This is a genomic window from Lignipirellula cremea, assembly GCF_056501455.1.
Genome location: NZ_CM151415.1, coordinates 5,614,036 through 5,630,547, shown reverse-complemented (window position 1 = coordinate 5,630,547; position 16,512 = coordinate 5,614,036). Strand labels below are relative to the sequence as shown.

The window sequence follows — 16,512 nt, the reverse complement described above, 5'->3', positions numbered from 1 at the left end:
CAAATGGCTGCTTCTCGCGAGAATGTCTGGCTCCAGGCCGCGCTGATCATCTTCGTGTTGATCTCCGTCGTGCTCGGCGCCACGACCTGGGTTTATTACACTTCCGCCCGGCGGGCCGATGAGGCCGTCGCCTCGAAGGAGACGCAGCTTCAGGCGGAGCGCAAGCGGGCGGAAGGAAACGCTGCGGCGTTCAACCTCGTCGCCCACTACGTCGGCAACGCCCCCAAGACGGAGGCCGAGGTCCAGTCGTACGAGTCGATGGTCGCCACCAGCGGGACGCCTGAACTGCAGGCCCAGGTCAAGGCGATCGGCGACGCGTACAAGACCGACATGCAGAGCTTCGCCATGGAGTTCCCGGCCGAGAACCGGAACTACCACGTTCTGCCGCAGAACCTGATGGACATCATTCGCGATCTGAACGCCCGCGTCGCGGACGCCCGGGAACAGGTCCGGCTGAAGGATCTCGAACTGACCCAGGTCAAGCAGACCGAGCAGACCAAGACGGCGGAGGCTGAAAAGGGTCGGGACGCCGCGATCGCCGACCGCGACAAGATCAAGGAGCAGGCGACGCAGGAGAAGACCCGCGTCGACGCGGAACGGGATACCCTAGCCAAGACGGTCGGCGACAAGAACGCGCAGATCGCCAAGTTGAACCAGGACTTCCAGACGGAACGCAACCAGCTCCAGAGCCAGATTCAGACGTTCACGGTGAGCGTCGCCAACCTGCAGGAAACGCTGGCCAAATACGAAGGCGAACTGACCAGCCCCGCGGACGGTCGCATCACCCAGATCGATCAGCGGAACGACCGGGGCTACGTCAACATCGGCGAAGCGGACGGTCTGAAGCCGGCCACGACGTTCTCCATCTACAACCAGGAAGAGACCCGCTTCGGCGAAGTCGAACCGAAGGGCCAGATCGAGATCACGCGAATCACCGGGCCGCATCAGGCCGAGTTCCGGGTTCTGAAATCCGACGCGTTCAATCCGATCCAGCGGAGCGATCTGATCCAGTCGCCGGTCTGGAACGCGGGCGACCAGGTTCGCTTCGCGCTGGCCGGCATCCTGGACGTCGACGGCGACGGAGACTCCGACCTGGACCTGGTCCGGAACATCATCCGCTCGAACAACGGCGTGATCGACGCGGAAATGACGGAGCAGGGCGATTACACCGGCACCATGTCGGTGAAGACGCGCTACCTGGTCGTCGGCGAACGTCCGACCGACAGCTCGCCGCAGGCGTTCCGCGATACCTACAGCCGCATGCTGGGCGAAGCGGACGAGTACAGCATCCAGCGGATCGACCTGCAGAAACTGCTGGAGTACATGGGCTATCGTGCCCAGGCGACGGTCACCCCGCTCGGAGCCGGCGGCGGAGCGCCCAGCGTCGAAGGCGCCGGCGGCTCCGCTTTCCGTCCGCGCACCGTTCCCATCCGCAACTGATCGCGGGTCAAGAACCGAAAGATTCGAACGAGGCCCGGGAGTAGCGACTCCCGGGCCTCGTTTCGTTGCGGATCTGGCCGTCGAAGGCGGATTCGGCGCCGAGTCGGGTCGCCCTATGGCGCTCGTTAACCAGGGCGGTCCCGGTCGATCGGCTGAGAAATCGACGGAGACAGGTTCGGCTCCTGTCCGACCCTCTGCAGTCCCTGCGTATCGCGCGCGAAAAAAGCCTCGCGACGGGATCCGTGGCGAGGCTTGATGAATTCAACTCAGCGAAGACGCGGCTTCCCGCGATCTGACGCGGGCGACTGCGTCGCGCGACTACGCCGCGGCGGGCTGCTTCGCCTTCTTGATGAAAGCCGACAGGCGGCTCTTCAGGCGGGAGGTCTTGTTCGGGTGGAGCACCCGCTGGGCGCCGGCGCGGTCGAGACGCTTGGCGGCGAGCTTGAACGCCTCGTCAGCCTTCGCCACGTCGCCCGCCTGCACGGCCTCGCGGACGGCACGGATCGCGGTCCTGATCGCCGACTTCTTCGCACGGTTGCGATCGCGGCGTTCGATGCTCTGGCGGAGACGTTTCTTGGCGCTGGGCGAATTAGGCATGTTCGTCGCGGACGTTCTGAGTCTTGGTTCTGCGGCGGCGAGGCGCCGACGGCGATCATTTGACGGCGGAGAACCACAGTCCCCGGACGCCCCCGATCCGGAGACGTCGACAGGTAGATCCTGCCGCCGCGAAGAATCAACTACTTTGACGCATCTGGCGGAGATTGTCCAGACGCTCTCGGGCGTCTTTGAAATTCGGTTCCGCGGCGACGATCGCCTCGAAATAAGGCTGGGCCGCGTCGAGCCGCTCCATCCCGACCGCCAGAACCGCGTACCGGTACTGCGCCAGCAGGCGGACCTCCCCCGGCGGAGCGTGATTCGCCGCCTGTTCGTAGCTGGCCAGCGCCTCGTCGAACCGTTCCAGGAATTGCAGGCACTCCCCCCGGTCGATCATCCATTCGCATCGATCGGGCGCCCGTTCGATCAGGCCCCGGAACGCCTCTTCCGCCGCCTCGTACAGTTTTTCCCGCTTCAGCCGCCAGGCATACTCGTACCGCCAGTCCAGGCGATCGGGTTCCCGCAGCGAGCGCGACCGGAACGCATCCAGTTGCACGCGGCGCCAGTTCTGCCGCAGTCTGCCGGCCAGTTCCCGCGCGGCCGGGACGTTCTCGCGTTCGACGAACGCCGCCGCGGTCTCGTACTGGGCGTGCGCCCGTTCCATCTGCACGTTTTCGAGCCGTTCGAGCAGCAGCAGCGACCGCCCGCTGGCCGCCAGGGCCCGTTCGAGCGTCCGTTCGGCCGCGTCGAACTTTCGTTCCTGTTCGAGCAGCGTCACGTACTCGAAGACCTTCGCCAAGTCGTCGGGACGCTCTTCGACGTGCTGGGCCAGTTGCTGCACCGGCGTCTGGGGGATCGCGTCGGAGGCCTGCCGCTTCTTCGCCTTCGCAGGCGGACGCAGTCTCGCCGGGGCCGGGCTCTCGGCGCCTTCGTGCTTCAAAGCGTCTCGGACCGTATCGGGAACTTTTCCGCTCTTTTCGAACGTAAGCAGGGCGATCTGCTCGCCCGCTTCGGAATCGCCCGTAACCAGCGATTCGACCCGGCGCCACAGCAGGATCGCCTGGTCGTAACGTCCGATCGATCCCAGGATTCGGGCCGCCTTGCGGTGAATCTCCGGATCGTCCTTGGCGCTTCGCGTGGCGTGCTGGAACAAGATGAGCGCCGAGCCGTACGCCGCGCCCGCGACGCACGCTTCGGCCAGCATGCTCGCCGTTTCGGCGTCGTCGGGATCGTGCGACAGGCGGTCGATCGCCGCCGGGAAGAACTCGCTCCAGGCTCCCCGTTCCAGGGCCTGGCGCAGCTTCTTCGAATTGCCGAACCAGCGCCGGAGCATCCGCCCCGTCGCGTTCGCCCCGCTACGAGCGCGAATTCGTTCGACGAACGACTTGGCGTACAGCGTCGTTCCGGGATCCTGCGCGAAGCAGGCCGCGATCGCCGAATAGATCATTCGTCCGTCGGCGTCGGGCCGTTCGGCCGTCGCGACCGCGCGACGAAACGTCGCCTGCAGGCGACGGCTGGCGTCGCCGTCCGGAACGGGAAAGGGCTCCGCGAAGCCTGAATGATCGGCGGAGTTCATCGCGGATGGGGAGGGAAGAGACCCGCGGGAGAGAACGTTCATTCTATCTCTTCTTGTCGAGGGTCGGCGGGCAGAGTCAAACTACGCGGGAGATTTCTCTGCTGTCGGAGATCCGTCGATTCGTAGACTTCAGTCCAGACCGTCGCCCCGGTCGCCTCTCGCATGCAACGTTTCGGCAAGGTCTATCTGGTGGGGGCGGGGCCGGGCGATCCGGGCATGCTCACGCTGCGCGCCGTGGAAGTTCTTCGCCGGGCGGAGGTCGTCCTTTACGATTATCTGGCTAACCCCGCCGCGCTTAACTTCGTTTCGCCCGAAGCGGAAACCATCTGCCTGGGAAAGCATGGCCGCGAACGGATCTGGACCCAGGTCGAAATCGAAGCGGCGATGGTGGAGCATGCTCGCCGGGGCCGGATCGTCGTCCGCTTGAAGGGAGGCGACCCCGCCGTCTTCGCCCGCGGCGCTCAGGAAATGGAGGCCCTGCGACAAGCCGGCATTCCCTGGGAAACCGTGCCGGGCGTCACCAGCGCGCTGGCGGCAGGTTCCTACGCCGGCATCCCGGTCACGCACAGCGACCTGGCGAGCGCCGTCGCCCTCGTCGCGGGCCGCGAAGCGAACGACAAGCCCGAGACCGCCGTCGATTTCGCGGCGCTGGCGAAGTTCCCCGGAACGATCGTGATCTACATGGGCGTCACCACCGCCCGCGCCTGGTCCGCCGCGCTGCTGGCGGGAGGCAAAGATCCCGCGACGCCGGTCGCCCTCGTCCGCAAGTGTTCGCTGCCGGAGCAGAGCGTGCATCGCTGCACGCTGGCGGAGGTGGCCGACCGGCTCGAAGGAACGCAGAAGCTGCGCCCGCCGATTCTCGCCATCGTGGGCGACGTCGCGACGCTCGGCGAGCGGTACGACTGGTTCAGTCGACGACCGCTGTTCGGCAAGACGGTTCTCGTGGCGCGACCCGCGGCGCAGGCGGCGGCGCTGGCCGCTCCCCTGGCGGAACTCGGCGCGGAGACGATCCTGGCGCCGGCCATTCAGATTCGTTCGCTCGCCTCGTCGCATGCCGTGCAGGAGGTCATCGGGCGGCTGAATCAGTTCGAGGCAATCGCCTTCTCCAGTCGCAACGGGGCGGAGGCGTTCGCGGAAGCGCTGACCCTGGCGGGGAAGGACGCGAGGGCGCTCGGGTCGGCGAAACTGGTCGCCATCGGACCCGGGACCGCAGCCGCGCTTCGGGAGGAGCGATACGTGCCCGATCTGATCGCGGCAGAGCCCTACCGCGCGGAGACGCTGGCCGAGGCGCTGATGACGCTGCCGGGCGAAAAGCCGGTCCTGCTGGTCCGTGCCAGTCGCGGTCGCGAGACGCTGGCCGAAACGCTGGTCGCCGCGGGACGTTCGGTGGAACAGGTCGTCTTCTACGCGAGCGAAGACGTCGAAGTCGCGGACGAAGCGACGATCGAGCGGATGCAGAACGGGGAGATCGACTACGTCGTCGCCACGAGTTCGATGATCGCCCGATCGCTCGTGCGACTGTACGGCGAAGGGCTGAAGCAGACGAAGCTGGTCAGCATCAGTCCGCTGACTAGCCAGACGCTGGCCGACCTGGGCTATCCGGCCGCGGTCGAAGCCTCCGCCGCGACCATGCGCGGCATCGCCTGCGCCCTTCTGGAAGCTGCCGGCGTCGACCCCGAAGCGGCGCTCGCCGGCATCCTGCACCCGTTCGACGACGACAGCGAAACGTAGTCTCGCAGGCTTATCTCGTAGGGCTGGCGCCCGGGTCTTGTAGGGCTGGCGCCCTCGCCTGCCATTTGCCGTCGGTACCAGCGTCGCGGCAGGCGAGGGCGCCAGCCCTACGGGAGGTGAACTCCGATCCTTTCTACTTCGTCTCGCCTGACTCGACGTCCGGCGATTCGAACGACATCCGGAAGCTGCGGCGTCCGATCGAATCGGCGAGCGCTTCCAGCGCCGCGCGGTCGTCGTCGTCCACGATCAGGTGGACGTCGTGCCGCTCGGCGGCGAGCAGGATCAGTTCCCGCGGGTCCATCGTCTGCGCGATGCCGATCCACTGGGTCTGGTCGCGGCGCCAGTTCCGAAGGTCGAGATGGAGTTCCGCTTCGAGCGTCTCGTCGCGCACGGCCCATACCAGGACCGGCAGCACGGCGTCCTCGCGAGCGTAGACGCGCGCGGGCAGATCGCCGCTCTCGCTCTCCTCGGCGGCGAGTTGCAGCAGCGGATCGAGGCCCTGCGCCAGATCCTCCGCTCGCAGCATCGGCGGCGTCTGACCCAGCAGGTAGAGCTTTCGCTGCCAGTGCGTGCGGGCCTTCTCGTCGCCGCCGACGGCGGTCGGGCCCGTTCCGCTCGGCAGGAAGTAGATGAAGCTGTTCCCGGCCTTCGCGAGTTCGAGAGCGCTCTCCTGATCGGTCGGCAGCTTCCAGTTCGCCGGGAGCGGGCTGCGCGAAGGAGTCTTTTCTTCGTCGGTCTTTTCTTCGGCGCCCTTTCCGTCAGCGATCGACTGGCCCGTTTCGCCCATGCCCGACTCGACGAATACGATCGTCGGCGCCGGGGCCTTGTCGCGGGGAGCCTGCATCGCGGCGGACCAGCCGAAGCCGACGCCGGACGGTTCGCGGCTTTCGGCGAAGCGGACCCACTCTCGCGAATCGCCGGAACGAGCAGGCAATTCCGACATGGCCGCGGTGTCAGCCTTCGCCGATTCGCGGGCCCAGTCCGAAAGCTCCGCCGCCCGTTCGTTCCATTCGCCCGGCGTCAGCTTTTGAGGAAGCTCGCGCGCGGGCAGCCGGATCTCATGGATCTTCGTGACGATTTCGTCTTTCGGAATCTGATCGAAGACCTTGAGCTGTTCGGGCTCGAAGGGCTTGTCGCCGAACGCGTCGACGGAGACCGTGCCCGCGAAGTCAGGCTGCAGATGGGCCAGCATCCACCGCAGCACGGGAAGCTGGATATCGGGCGTGTCCTGATGGGCGCCCGGGCCGAACGCGACGCCGACGTCCGTCCGCTTGCCCGCCAGTTCGTACAGGCCGAAGACCGGCGCGATGGTCCGCACGACGCCCAGCAGCGGGAAGATCGGATCGCGGTCGGTGTTGACCAGCAGCAGCGGCCGCGGAGCGACCAGCGCCGCGACGCGCGAGTAGTCGACGCCGCGGCGGTTCACGAAGTACATGCAGTCGCAATGTCCGGCGACGCAGTTATCGACCACGTGATCCTGCAGATCGGTGATGCCGGCCACGGGGGCCGCGGCCTTCACGCGCTCGTCCAGGGCGGCCGTCCACCAGGAGTAGGCTCCGCCGCCGCTGCGACCGGTGACGCCGATGCGGTTCGCGTCGATCCGCTCGTCCGCGACCAGCAGGTCGATCGCCCGCATCGCGTTCCAGGCTTCCATCCCGGCAGGCGTGTAGCCGCGGTCGACCCAGTCCCACAGCTTCAGATTGTGGGTGCCATGGTGCAGGCCGCCGATCTCGCCGAGTTGAATCGTGTCGACCACCAGGCAGGCGAAGCCATGCTTCGCGAAGCCGATGCCGTGATGCTGGTAGTGAACCTTGTTGCCGTAGCTGACGCCGTCCTTCTCGACGCGCCCGTGACCGCATAGATACAGAATCGCGGGCAGCTTGCCTTCGCGATCTTTCGGACGGTAGAGGTTGGCCGTCACGTACAGGCCGGGCAGCGACTGAAAGTGCAGCTTCTCCACCACGACGCCGTCATGCTCGACGGTTCCCGTTACCTGCTTTTCGAGCGGTCCGCCCAGTTCGAGCCCGTCGAGTCCCAGGTCGTGCCAGAGCGCGGCATGCTCTTCCTCGCGAAGCGCCTGCCAATGGTCCCAGGACTGCACTTCGTCGTAGAAGGCCGCTTCGCGCGGCTGTACGACGTCGAAGACCTGCTTCTCGAACCAGCGCTGCGACGCCTGCATGCCGTACGACGGTTCCTGTGCAGGCACGAGGGTCGGACCTGCGGCGACGGCGACGAGAGCCGCCATCGCGAAATGGCGCAGGGCCGTTCCGCAGACGCGATCGATGAGGCGGAGCATGGGAGCGATCTCAGGGGGCAGGCAGAGGAGGGGAGCCGAGCAGGAGCGTCGATATTGTGACCCGGCCGTAACGAGAAACCAAATGATTCCGACAGGGTCTGGGGCGAGCGGAGGGTGTGAGCCCTCCGTGTCCTGTGCGAGGAAGTGAAGGCTCCGTTCCTTCGAACAGTCGGTACGCGTTTCGACAAGAAAGACACGGAGGGCTCACACCCTCCGCTCGCCGACGAATGATTCAGCTCTCTTTGCGTTCCAGCGCCTTGAACGCCGCGGGAAGATGCTCGGCCAGATCGAGTGCCGTCATCCCGACCTGCCCGCAGGCCGCGGCGGCCAGATCGCCGGCGAGACCATGCACATGCACGCCCAGCAGGGCGGCGTCGAACGGAGCGAGCTTCTGACCCAGCAGCGCCGTGAGCGTCCCGGTGAGGCAATCGCCCGTGCCGCCGGTCGCCATGCCGGGGTTGCCCGTGTCATTCTCGTACGTCCGTTCGCCGTCGGTGACGAACGTGCGATGGCCCTTGAGCACGACGATCGCGTTCAGCTTCGCCGCGAGGCGCCGGGCGGCGGCCTTCTGCCGGTCGCGATCGGGTTTCGTGGTTCTACCTTCGTTCGCGGGCGAAGCCGATTCTTCTTCGAGGAGGGCCTCCAGGCGCGCGAACTCTCCCGGATGGGGCGTCAGGATCCGGGGGTGATAGGAAACCTTCAGCGCCGCGCCCGCCTTCGCCAGCGCGTTCAGGCCGTCGGCGTCGATGACGAGCGGACAGGGCGCCGAGGCGAACAGTTCCTGGACGATTCGCTGCACGTCCGGCGACTGGCCCATCCCCGGTCCGACGGCTGCCGTATCCTTCGATTCGAGCAGTTCCAGGATCTTCGCCAGCGCCTTCTCCGCGAGCGCTCCGTTCGCGTCGTCGGGCAGCGGGATCGTCATGTAGGCCGGGTGATAGCCCGCGACCGTCTCCACGCACCGGTCGGGCACGGCCAGCGTGACGAGGCCCGCGCCGCTCTTCAGGCAGGAGATGCCGGAGAGGGCGATCGATCCCGCCATCCCGCGCGACCCGCCGATGAGCAGTGCCCGACCGTACGTTCCCTTATGCCCGTCAGGCTGACGCTTCGACAGGCGGGGCAGGGGAGGGGACTTCATGCGTTATCCTTGCTCTGCTTCCGGGCGATCATGCCGCTGAGATAGCCTCCGCGAAAGCCGGCGTCGATGTTCACGACCGCGACGTTCGAGGCGCAACTGTTGATCATGCTGAGGAGAGCCGCCGCGCCGCCGAGATTGGCGCCGTAGCCGACGCTGGTCGGAACGCCGATGACCGGGCAGTCGACGTAGCCCGCGACGACGCTGGGGAGCGCGCCTTCCATCCCGGCGACCACCACGACGGCGTCGCGGCCCAGCAGTTCCTTCCGCCTCGCGGCCAGGCGATGAGGTCCCGCGACGCCGATGTCGGCGATCAGATCGACCGGCACCCGCATCCAGCGGAGGGTCTCGACCGCCTCTTCGGCGACGAACAGATCGCTCGTCCCCGCGGTCACCACCGCCACGCTGCCGACGGGTTCGGGGGCGACATAGTCCGCCGCGGTGATCCGCAGGGTCCGCGCCCTCGGGTTGTAGATCCGCTCGTCGCCGACATCGGCGAGCAGTTCGTACTGCGACGGGCTGACCCGGGTGAGAAAGACCTCGCCCAGGTGGACGAGCAGGCGCTTCGTGGCGGCGAGCAGGGCGTCGTCGGGCTTGCCTTCGGCGTAGACGACCTCTGGAAAGCCGCAGCGTCGCGTCCGATCCAGGTCGAGCGTCGCCCCCTCGAGCGCGATCTCCGCGCCGGTTTCCTTGCTGGACGCCGCCGCCGCGAATTCGGAAAGGGAGAGGCGACCCGCGAGGAGCGCTTCGCCCAGATGGGACCAGTCTTCGTGCTGCATGTTCTCGTATTTTCTGAGCGGGGGATGTAAATCCCCCGAGGTTCCTGGCGCTCGTTCGATGCGGCCTCGGGGGACAGTCGTCCCCCGCTCAGGGAAGAGCGCGCTTGTCGCAATCCCCCGAACCTGCCGCTTCTTGTCAGAATCTTACGCGGAAACCACAATGGCCGGCTCCGTTCGCCGAACTGGTACAGGCCGAACCGTCACCCTTTCACCGTCGTTTTTCCGCATGCAAGACTGCGTTCTGGCCTACTCGGGCGGTCTCGATACTTCCGTACTTCTCGGATGGCTTCAGGATCGAGGTTATCGCACGCACGCCGTCTACGTCGATCTGGGGCAGCCTTGCGAGGACCGCCAGGCCATCCTCGACAAGGCGAAGAACATCGGCGCCGCGAGCGCCCGGATCATCGACGTCCGCGAAGAACTCTGCAGCGAGTTCGCGTTTCCCGCCCTGATGTGGCAGGCGAAGTACGAGGGGGTTTACCTCCTCGGAACGTCGATCGCCCGCCCGCTGATTTCGCGGGTCTGCCTGCAGGTCGCTCGCGAAGTCGGCGCCAAGGCCTTCGTTCACGGCGCGACCGGCAAGGGGAACGACCAGTGCCGGTTTCAGCTCGCCTCGGAAGCGCTCGACCCCACGGTGCAGGTCGTCGCGCCCTGGCGCATGAAAGAGTGGCGCGACCGCTTCCCCGGTCGGACGGCCATGCTCGAGTATTGCGAAGAGAAGGGCATCCCCGTCAAGGCGACGTCGAAGAAGCCCTACAGCAGCGACGAGAACTGCCTGCACATCAGCTACGAAGCGGGCGACCTGGAAAAGCTGGACGTCAACGGCTGCGCGCTGGTCGACTTCGGCATGACCGTCTCGCCGCAGGACGCGCCGGATAAGCCCGAATCGGTCACCGTCGCCTTCGAGAGCGGCGTTCCCGTCTCGGTCAACGGCAAGAAGCTCTCGGCAGCCGGCATCGTCGAGGAACTGAACAAGATCGGCGGACGCAACGGCGTCGGGCGCATCGACATGATCGAGAACCGCTTCGTCGGCATGAAGAGCCGCGGCGTCTACGAAGCGCCCGGGATGACGATCCTGTACGAGACGCACCGCCTGGTCGAACAGCTCACGCTCGACCGCGACCTGACGCACCTGCGGGACCGCATGGCGCCCGAGGTGGCGGAGATGATCTACTACGGCTTCTGGTTCTGCCCGAAGATGGACGCGCTGATGGCGCTCATCAACGAAGCGCAGAAGCCGGTGACGGGCGAGGCGACGCTGCAACTCTACAAGGGCAACCTGACCGTCGAACGTCGCAGCAGCCCCAACAGCCTGTACGACGAAGGGATCGCCACGATGGAAGGCGGCGGCTCCTACGACCAGACGGATGCCGAAGGCTTCCTCCGTATCCAGGGTCTGCCGGCACGCGTGCAGGGACACATTCGTCCGCGAAGCTACTAGGCGAGCGGAGGGTGTGAGCCCTCCGTGTCTTGCAGGAAGTAGTCAGCGTCAGGGCACCAAAGCGTTTGTCCTCTAGCTTCGGTCTGTATGGAAACGCTCGTCGGCACAGCTCGATTGGCCCATCAGGCAGGCGCGAAGGGATACTTCGCGGACGTATCGCTCCGTGCCGACGTCACCTCGGACCAACTAAGCGACATATCGATCGCCTTCTCGGATGATGTCGCTGCCGAATGGCGGGAAGCGGCATCTATCGGCATACGAATGGGCTGGAGGCTGGCGGCGTCAGAGTGTCGGGACGAACGCGGCATCTCTATCCATGTCGAGCGGATCGTCAGCAACCCGGTCGACACGACCGAAACCGTTGTCATCTATGTCGCCGCGAAGGCGATGCTGTCGCTGTTCGGCGCGAATCCGCCGCATGCCCCAGCTTTCGTTCCGGAGTTTGGAGTTTTCGTATTCGGAAGATGACTTGGTTACATCGCGCTCTGCAGTATTCGCTTATCGTTAGCTGTCATCCATCGCATGAGCCGCCGCGAGTTCTGACGGTCGCGCCAAGTCGAGATTTCGTACTGCAGACTTGGAACGAATAGCTGTAACGATCCACGGTGGGTCAAGACCCGCCCTACGAAGACAATTCATCTCGCCGGGTAACTCGAGCTATGTATCTCCTCGAAAACCCGGTGCTTCAGCGCGAGCTTCTGGTCAACCTCCGCATGTCGCGGAGCTTTCTGCTGCTGCTGGCTTATCAGGCGGCGCTGGGGGCGGTGGTCTACTTCGCCTGGCCGCAGGATAGCCGGCTCGATCTGACGCAGAGCCCGACCGCCGCGAAGAACCTGATCGACCTGTTCTTCCTGGGGCAGTACATCCTCACGGCGCTGATGGCGCCGAGCTTCGCCGCCGGTTCGATCACCGGAGAGAAAGAGCGCAAGACCTACGAGATGATGCTGGCCAGCCCGCTGCGCCCCACGGCGATCGTGCTGGGGAAGCTGCTGGCGTCGCTGACGCACCTGGGGATTCTGGTCTTCGCGTCGCTGCCGGTCGTGATGCTATGCCTGCCGCTGGGGGGCGTCTCTTTCTATGAAGTCTTGGCCGCGTACCTGGGCCTGATCCTGTCGGTGATGACGTTCGGCATGATCAGCGTGGCGTGCAGCAGCTTCTTCTATCGCACGAGCGCGTCGCTGGTCGTGTCGTACCTGCTGATCCTGCCTTTGGCGATCGCCGGCGCGATCGTCTGGCGATCGCTGGCCGACTACGGCGAGATTCGCCTGTTTCTGGTGCTGACGCTGCTGCCCGCGGGCGCGATCGCGACGACGCTGATCCTGTTCTTTCTGACCAGCGTTCGCCTCCTTCATCCGCCTGACGTGGGCAGCATGGGGGCGGACGTCGTCGATCTGGAAGAAGAGGCCAAGCAGGCCGTGGGCCTGGTCATCGAGCCCAACAAGTTCCCCGACCGGCTGTTCGCGCCGGGGAAGCGGACCGATCTGCTCGACGACAACGCCAACCCGATCTACGACAAGGAAATACGGAGCGAGATCTTCAGCCAGGGGACGCTCATGCTCCGCCTGGTGATCCAGATCAGCATGCTCCTGGCGTTCCCGCTGGTCGCGGTCTGCCTGTACATCTTTCCGTCGCTGGCCGGCTGGTACGTGGCGTACCTGGTGCTGTTCAACATGCTGGTCGGGCCCGTCTATTCCTCGGGCGCCGTCTGCAGCGAGCGCGAACGCCAGACGATGGACCTGCTGCTGGTGACGCTTCTCACGCCGTGGCAGATTCTGTGGGGGAAGCTGCTCGCGGGCCTGCGCGTCTCGACGGTGCTGACGCTGTTTCTGCTCTGGCCCGTGCTGCTCGCCGCCGTGCTGGTCGACGACTACTGGGGCAACTGGCTGAAGGTGCTGGCGTACGTCTCGATCATCCCGCTGACCTGCCTGACCACGGCGATGGTCGCGCTCTTCTGCTCAGTAATTTTTCACAAGACGTCGACCAGCATGATCGCGGCTTACTTCGCGGTCGCGGCGATGTTCTGCCTGCCTCCCGCGGCGGCGTACTTCTCCCGGACGTTCTTTCCGGACACGCCCGCGGCGGAGTTCATCGAAGCGTCGGGCTCGCTCAGCCCGTTCTCCGCCATCTTCAGCCTGCCGCTCGACGTCCGGACCGATCCGACGCAGGATCCGCCCGTCGGCAGGCCGTGGGTCTACTTCGGTTACGTCGCCTGGACGCTGCTGTCGAACCTGGCCCTGTTCGGGCTGATGCTCTGGTTCTTCAAAGCCCGCTGGCGCGTTTCGACGGCGTGACGCCTACTCCGCGGTCCAGACGCTAGGCATCTTCTCGCCGCCGGGGAAGATCGAATTGACGATGTCGTCCATCGGCGTCGAGGGATCTTCGCTCAGATAGAGCTTGTCGCCCGGCTTGACCTGATAGTTCTCGGTGACGGAGACCATCTTCTTCTTCGCGTCGTAATCGCACTCGAACTTCAGCGGCTCGTGCTTGTTGGGGAGCGGCCGAACGAGCAGGATCTTCATCCGGCCCATGTTCCCTTTGACGCCCGACTTGTCGATGGCGTCCTGCACGAAGACGACGTCCTCCAGCGGAATCTCCTTCGACTCCGGCTTGTAGCCGTCGTACCGCGTCAGCAGGGTGTACGTCGGCAGCGAGGCGATCCGCTCGGCCTCCGCCTTCATCTCGGGCGTCGGTTCGGACGGGCCGAACCAGACTTCCGACATGCTGGGAACAGCGGTGCAGCCGACGGCCGACGCGGCGAGCGCCGCCGCCGTGCAGAACGACCACGAGGTTTTCCAGCCGCGCATCGCGAAGCCCTTTCGGACGCCAAGGATCCGTTCGTCGACCCGGGAACCGGTCGTCGGGCGCTCGTCGCGTCCGGCGCAGTTCTTCGGCGATCGACCTTATCGACCGCTCCTGTCGCAGGCATTAAGGAAAACGTACGGGTCGTGCGGGCGCTTTCGTGTGCCATGGCTGGCTTGTCCAGCCGTGTTCGGAAGCGCTGGGAATCTCCGGACGATGCTTCGGCGTCGCCGTTTTTCGCCGCGCAAAGCACGGCTGGACAAGCCAGCCGTGGCACGCATGCCGTTCTCCCGGGGATTGGCGTCGCTAGCGCCGCAGCCTAAAACTACCCCAATTTTGTACGCCTCCCCTCGGCGATCGATTCCCGGGCGGCGGCGGATTCGGCGTGTCCCAGCACAGGCGGCTTATGGATCCGATCGATCTTGCCCGGTTTCCGGAGCAGTGGAAGCGCCGCCACCTGCTCGATCTGGAGTCGCTGGCCCGGGAAGAACTGGACCTCGTCCTAGACGTCGCGTTCGCGATGAAGCGGGCGACGGACGGCTGCCGGGAGAAGCTTTCCCTGCTCGCGGGGAAGACCTGTGCGAATCTGTTTTTCGAGAACTCCACCCGGACGAAGACCAGCTTCGCGCTGGCCGCCCGACGACTGGGGGCCGACGTCGTCGACTTCGCCGCCTCGACCAGTTCGCTCTCCAAGGGGGAGACGATCGTCGACACGGCGCTGACGATCCAGGCGATGAACGTCGACGCGATGGTGGTCCGGCACCGGACGCCCGGTTCGCCGACCCTCCTGTCGCGGCATCTGGACTGCTCGGTCATCAACGCCGGCGACGGTCCGCACGAGCATCCCACGCAGGGTCTGCTCGACATCATGTCGATCCTCGAACGCCGCGGATCGGTCGAGGGGCTCACCGTCGCGCTCGTCGGCGACATCGCCCACTCCCGCACCGCGCGGTCGAACCTGTGGGGCTTGCAGCAGCTGGGCGCGCACGTGATTCTCTGCGGGCCGAGCACGCTGGTTTCGCGCGACTGGGAGCACTACGGCGTGGAGGTGTCGCACTCGCTGGACGACATCCTGCCCCGCTGCGACGTGCTGAATCTGCTCCGCATCCAGTTCGAACGCCAGACGACGCGGCCCTTTCCTTCGATCCGGGAATACGCGCTTCTCTACGCGATGAATCGCGAACGGATGGCCCGGGCGAAAGACGAGATCCTGATCATGGCGCCCGGCCCGATCAACCGCGGCGTCGAGATCACGACCGACGTAGCCGACGGCGCCCACTCCGTGATCCTCGACCAGGTGACCAACGGACTGGCGGTGCGGATGGCGACGCTCTGGCTCTGCCTGGGCGCGCGGGACCGACAGAAGGCGGCGGACGGATCGAATCGACGTTATGTGCAGATGATTCCCCGAGGAGGACGCGCGTGACGGACTGGCTCATTCGCGGCGGAAGAATCGTCGATCCCGCGGCAGGCGTCGATGGCGTGGGCGATCTCTGGATCGTGAACGGTAGCGTTTCCTACGAAGCCCAATCGGGGGGCGGCGGCTTCGAGACCTACGACGCGTTCGGCAAGATCGTCGCGCCGGGGCTGGTCGATCTGCATACGCAGCTTCGCGAACCCGGATTCGAAGAAGACGAAACGATCGACGTCGCCTGCGCTGCGGCGCTCGCCGGCGGGTTCACGTCGCTCGCCGTCCTTCCCGAAACCGATCCTCCCATCGATACCCCGGCCGGCGTGGAGTACGTCCGGCAGAAGGCAGCGCGGGCGCGGTCCGCGAACGTCTTCGTGACCGCCTGCGTGAGCAAGGATCGGCAGGGCAAGGAACTGGCCGAGATCGGCACCCTCGTCGAGGCGGGGGCGGTCGCCTTCAGCGACGGCGGACGCCCGATCGCGAACCCCGACCTGTTGCATCGGGCGCTCGAGTACTGCCGCATGTTCGGGCGGCCGATTTTGTCGCACCCCGAAACGCCCGAGCTGACCCGCGGCGGCATCATGCATGAGGGGCGCACGTCGCTCGCGCTCGGCATCGCGGGCATGCCGGTCGAGTGCGAAGAGGTCGCCGTCGCGCGGGATCTGCGCCTCGCCGAAGCGACCGGCGGAAAGCTCCATCTGCTCAACCTGTCCGCCTCGGGCAGCGTCGATCTGGTGCGCAGGGCGAAGGCGCGCGGCGTAGCGGTGACCGCCGGCGTCTGCGTCCCGAACCTGGTCCTCTCCGACCGCTCGCTGCGGATGTTCGATACGAACTACAAGGTCAATCCGCCGCTTCGCAGCCAGGAGCATATCGTCGCCTGCCAGACGGGACTGGCCGACGGAACGATCGACGTCATCTCGACCGGTCACGCCCCGCGCGCCGGCGAGAAGAAGATGCTGGAACTCGATCTGGCGCCGTTCGGCATGATCGGCCTGGAGACGGCCCTTTCGCTCGTCATCGAATACCTGATCGAACCGGGCACGCTCGACTGGGCCGGGGCGCTCGCCAAGCTGTCGATCAATCCGGCGAATGTCCTGGGCATCCCGAAGGGAACGCTCGCCGCGGGAGCGGACGCCGACGTGATCGTGATCGATCCTGCCGCGAAGTGGACGCTGGCGCGGGAAGGTCTGCGCTCCCGCAGCGCGAACACGCCGTTCATCGGCAAGTCGATGACGGGACGCGTCGACGCGGTCTTCGTCAAAGGGGATCGGAAGCGCTGAGAATATTGGAGAGGTGCCGCGACGGGCGTA

13 protein-coding genes are annotated in these 16,512 nt (G+C 66.0%); 7 read left to right on the top strand and 6 right to left on the bottom strand.

The features are described 5' to 3' along the window. The first annotated feature begins 3 nt into the window (after nt 1-3). On the top strand, nt 4-1,440 hold the full coding sequence (locus tag SH602x_RS22070) for a hypothetical protein (RefSeq protein WP_479474342.1): 1,437 nt from the start codon (nt 4-6) through the stop codon (nt 1,438-1,440). A gap of 318 nt (nt 1,441-1,758) precedes the next feature. Here SH602x_RS22070 and rpsT read toward each other — a convergent pair whose 3' ends face one another. Both rpsT and SH602x_RS22060 read right to left on the bottom strand, forming a co-directional pair. Beyond that, the gene (rpsT, locus tag SH602x_RS22065; protein ID WP_479470962.1) at nt 1,759-2,037 is read right to left on the bottom strand and encodes a 30S ribosomal protein S20; all 279 of its coding nucleotides are present in this window, start codon (nt 2,035-2,037) and stop codon (nt 1,759-1,761) included. 136 nt (nt 2,038-2,173) lie between these two features. Continuing rightward, nucleotides 2,174-3,610, bottom strand: coding sequence for a tetratricopeptide repeat protein (locus SH602x_RS22060; protein ID WP_479474341.1), 1,437 nt, complete (start codon nt 3,608-3,610; stop codon nt 2,174-2,176). A 162-nt stretch (nt 3,611-3,772) separates the two neighbouring features. Here SH602x_RS22060 and cobA point away from each other — a divergent pair, with 162 nt between their 5' ends. After that, nucleotides 3,773-5,341, top strand: coding sequence for a uroporphyrinogen-III C-methyltransferase (cobA, locus tag SH602x_RS22055; protein WP_479474340.1), 1,569 nt, complete (start codon nt 3,773-3,775; stop codon nt 5,339-5,341). Between the two features lie 133 nt (nt 5,342-5,474). On the opposite strand, the gene SH602x_RS22050 is transcribed toward cobA, so the two are convergent. From SH602x_RS22050 to larB, 3 genes are all read right to left on the bottom strand, one after another. After that, a complete protein-coding gene (locus SH602x_RS22050; RefSeq protein ID WP_479474339.1) occupies nt 5,475-7,637 on the bottom strand; it encodes an alpha/beta hydrolase in 2,163 nt (720 codons plus the stop codon). A gap of 232 nt (nt 7,638-7,869) precedes the next feature. Next, entirely contained in the window at nt 7,870-8,775 is a 906-nt protein-coding gene (locus tag SH602x_RS22045) for an NAD(P)H-hydrate dehydratase (RefSeq protein WP_479474338.1), read from the bottom strand. Continuing rightward, nucleotides 8,772-9,551: a nickel pincer cofactor biosynthesis protein LarB gene (gene larB, locus SH602x_RS22040; protein ID WP_479474337.1), complete on the bottom strand. Its 780-nt coding sequence runs from the start codon at nt 9,549-9,551 to the stop codon at nt 8,772-8,774. The genes SH602x_RS22045 and larB overlap by 4 nt, the downstream gene beginning before the upstream one ends. A gap of 226 nt (nt 9,552-9,777) precedes the next feature. Between larB and SH602x_RS22035 the strand changes: the two genes are divergently transcribed. From SH602x_RS22035 to SH602x_RS22025, 3 genes are all read left to right on the top strand, one after another. After that, nucleotides 9,778-10,992, top strand: coding sequence for an argininosuccinate synthase (locus SH602x_RS22035; RefSeq protein WP_479474336.1), 1,215 nt, complete (start codon nt 9,778-9,780; stop codon nt 10,990-10,992). Nucleotides 10,993-11,079: 87 nt separating this feature from the next. Then, nucleotides 11,080-11,460, top strand: a complete 381-nt coding sequence (locus SH602x_RS22030) for a hypothetical protein (protein ID WP_479474335.1) — start codon at nt 11,080-11,082, stop codon at nt 11,458-11,460. 191 nt (nt 11,461-11,651) lie between these two features. Then, nucleotides 11,652-13,283, top strand: a complete 1,632-nt coding sequence (locus SH602x_RS22025; protein WP_479474334.1) for an ABC transporter permease — start codon at nt 11,652-11,654, stop codon at nt 13,281-13,283. Nucleotides 13,284-13,286: 3 nt separating this feature from the next. On the opposite strand, the gene SH602x_RS22020 is transcribed toward SH602x_RS22025, so the two are convergent. After that, entirely contained in the window at nt 13,287-13,796 is a 510-nt protein-coding gene (locus SH602x_RS22020; protein ID WP_479474333.1) for a hypothetical protein, read from the bottom strand. A gap of 401 nt (nt 13,797-14,197) precedes the next feature. On the opposite strand from SH602x_RS22020, the gene SH602x_RS22015 reads away from it, so the two are divergent. Both SH602x_RS22015 and SH602x_RS22010 read left to right on the top strand, forming a co-directional pair. Then, nucleotides 14,198-15,217: an aspartate carbamoyltransferase catalytic subunit gene (locus SH602x_RS22015; protein WP_479470971.1), complete on the top strand. Its 1,020-nt coding sequence runs from the start codon at nt 14,198-14,200 to the stop codon at nt 15,215-15,217. Further along, nucleotides 15,214-16,482 carry a dihydroorotase gene (locus tag SH602x_RS22010; RefSeq protein WP_479474332.1) on the top strand — a complete coding sequence of 423 codons (1,269 nt, stop codon included), beginning with the start codon at nt 15,214-15,216 and terminating at the stop codon, nt 16,480-16,482. Before SH602x_RS22015 ends, SH602x_RS22010 begins: the two co-directional genes overlap by 4 nt. Nucleotides 16,483-16,512 lie beyond the last annotated feature (30 nt).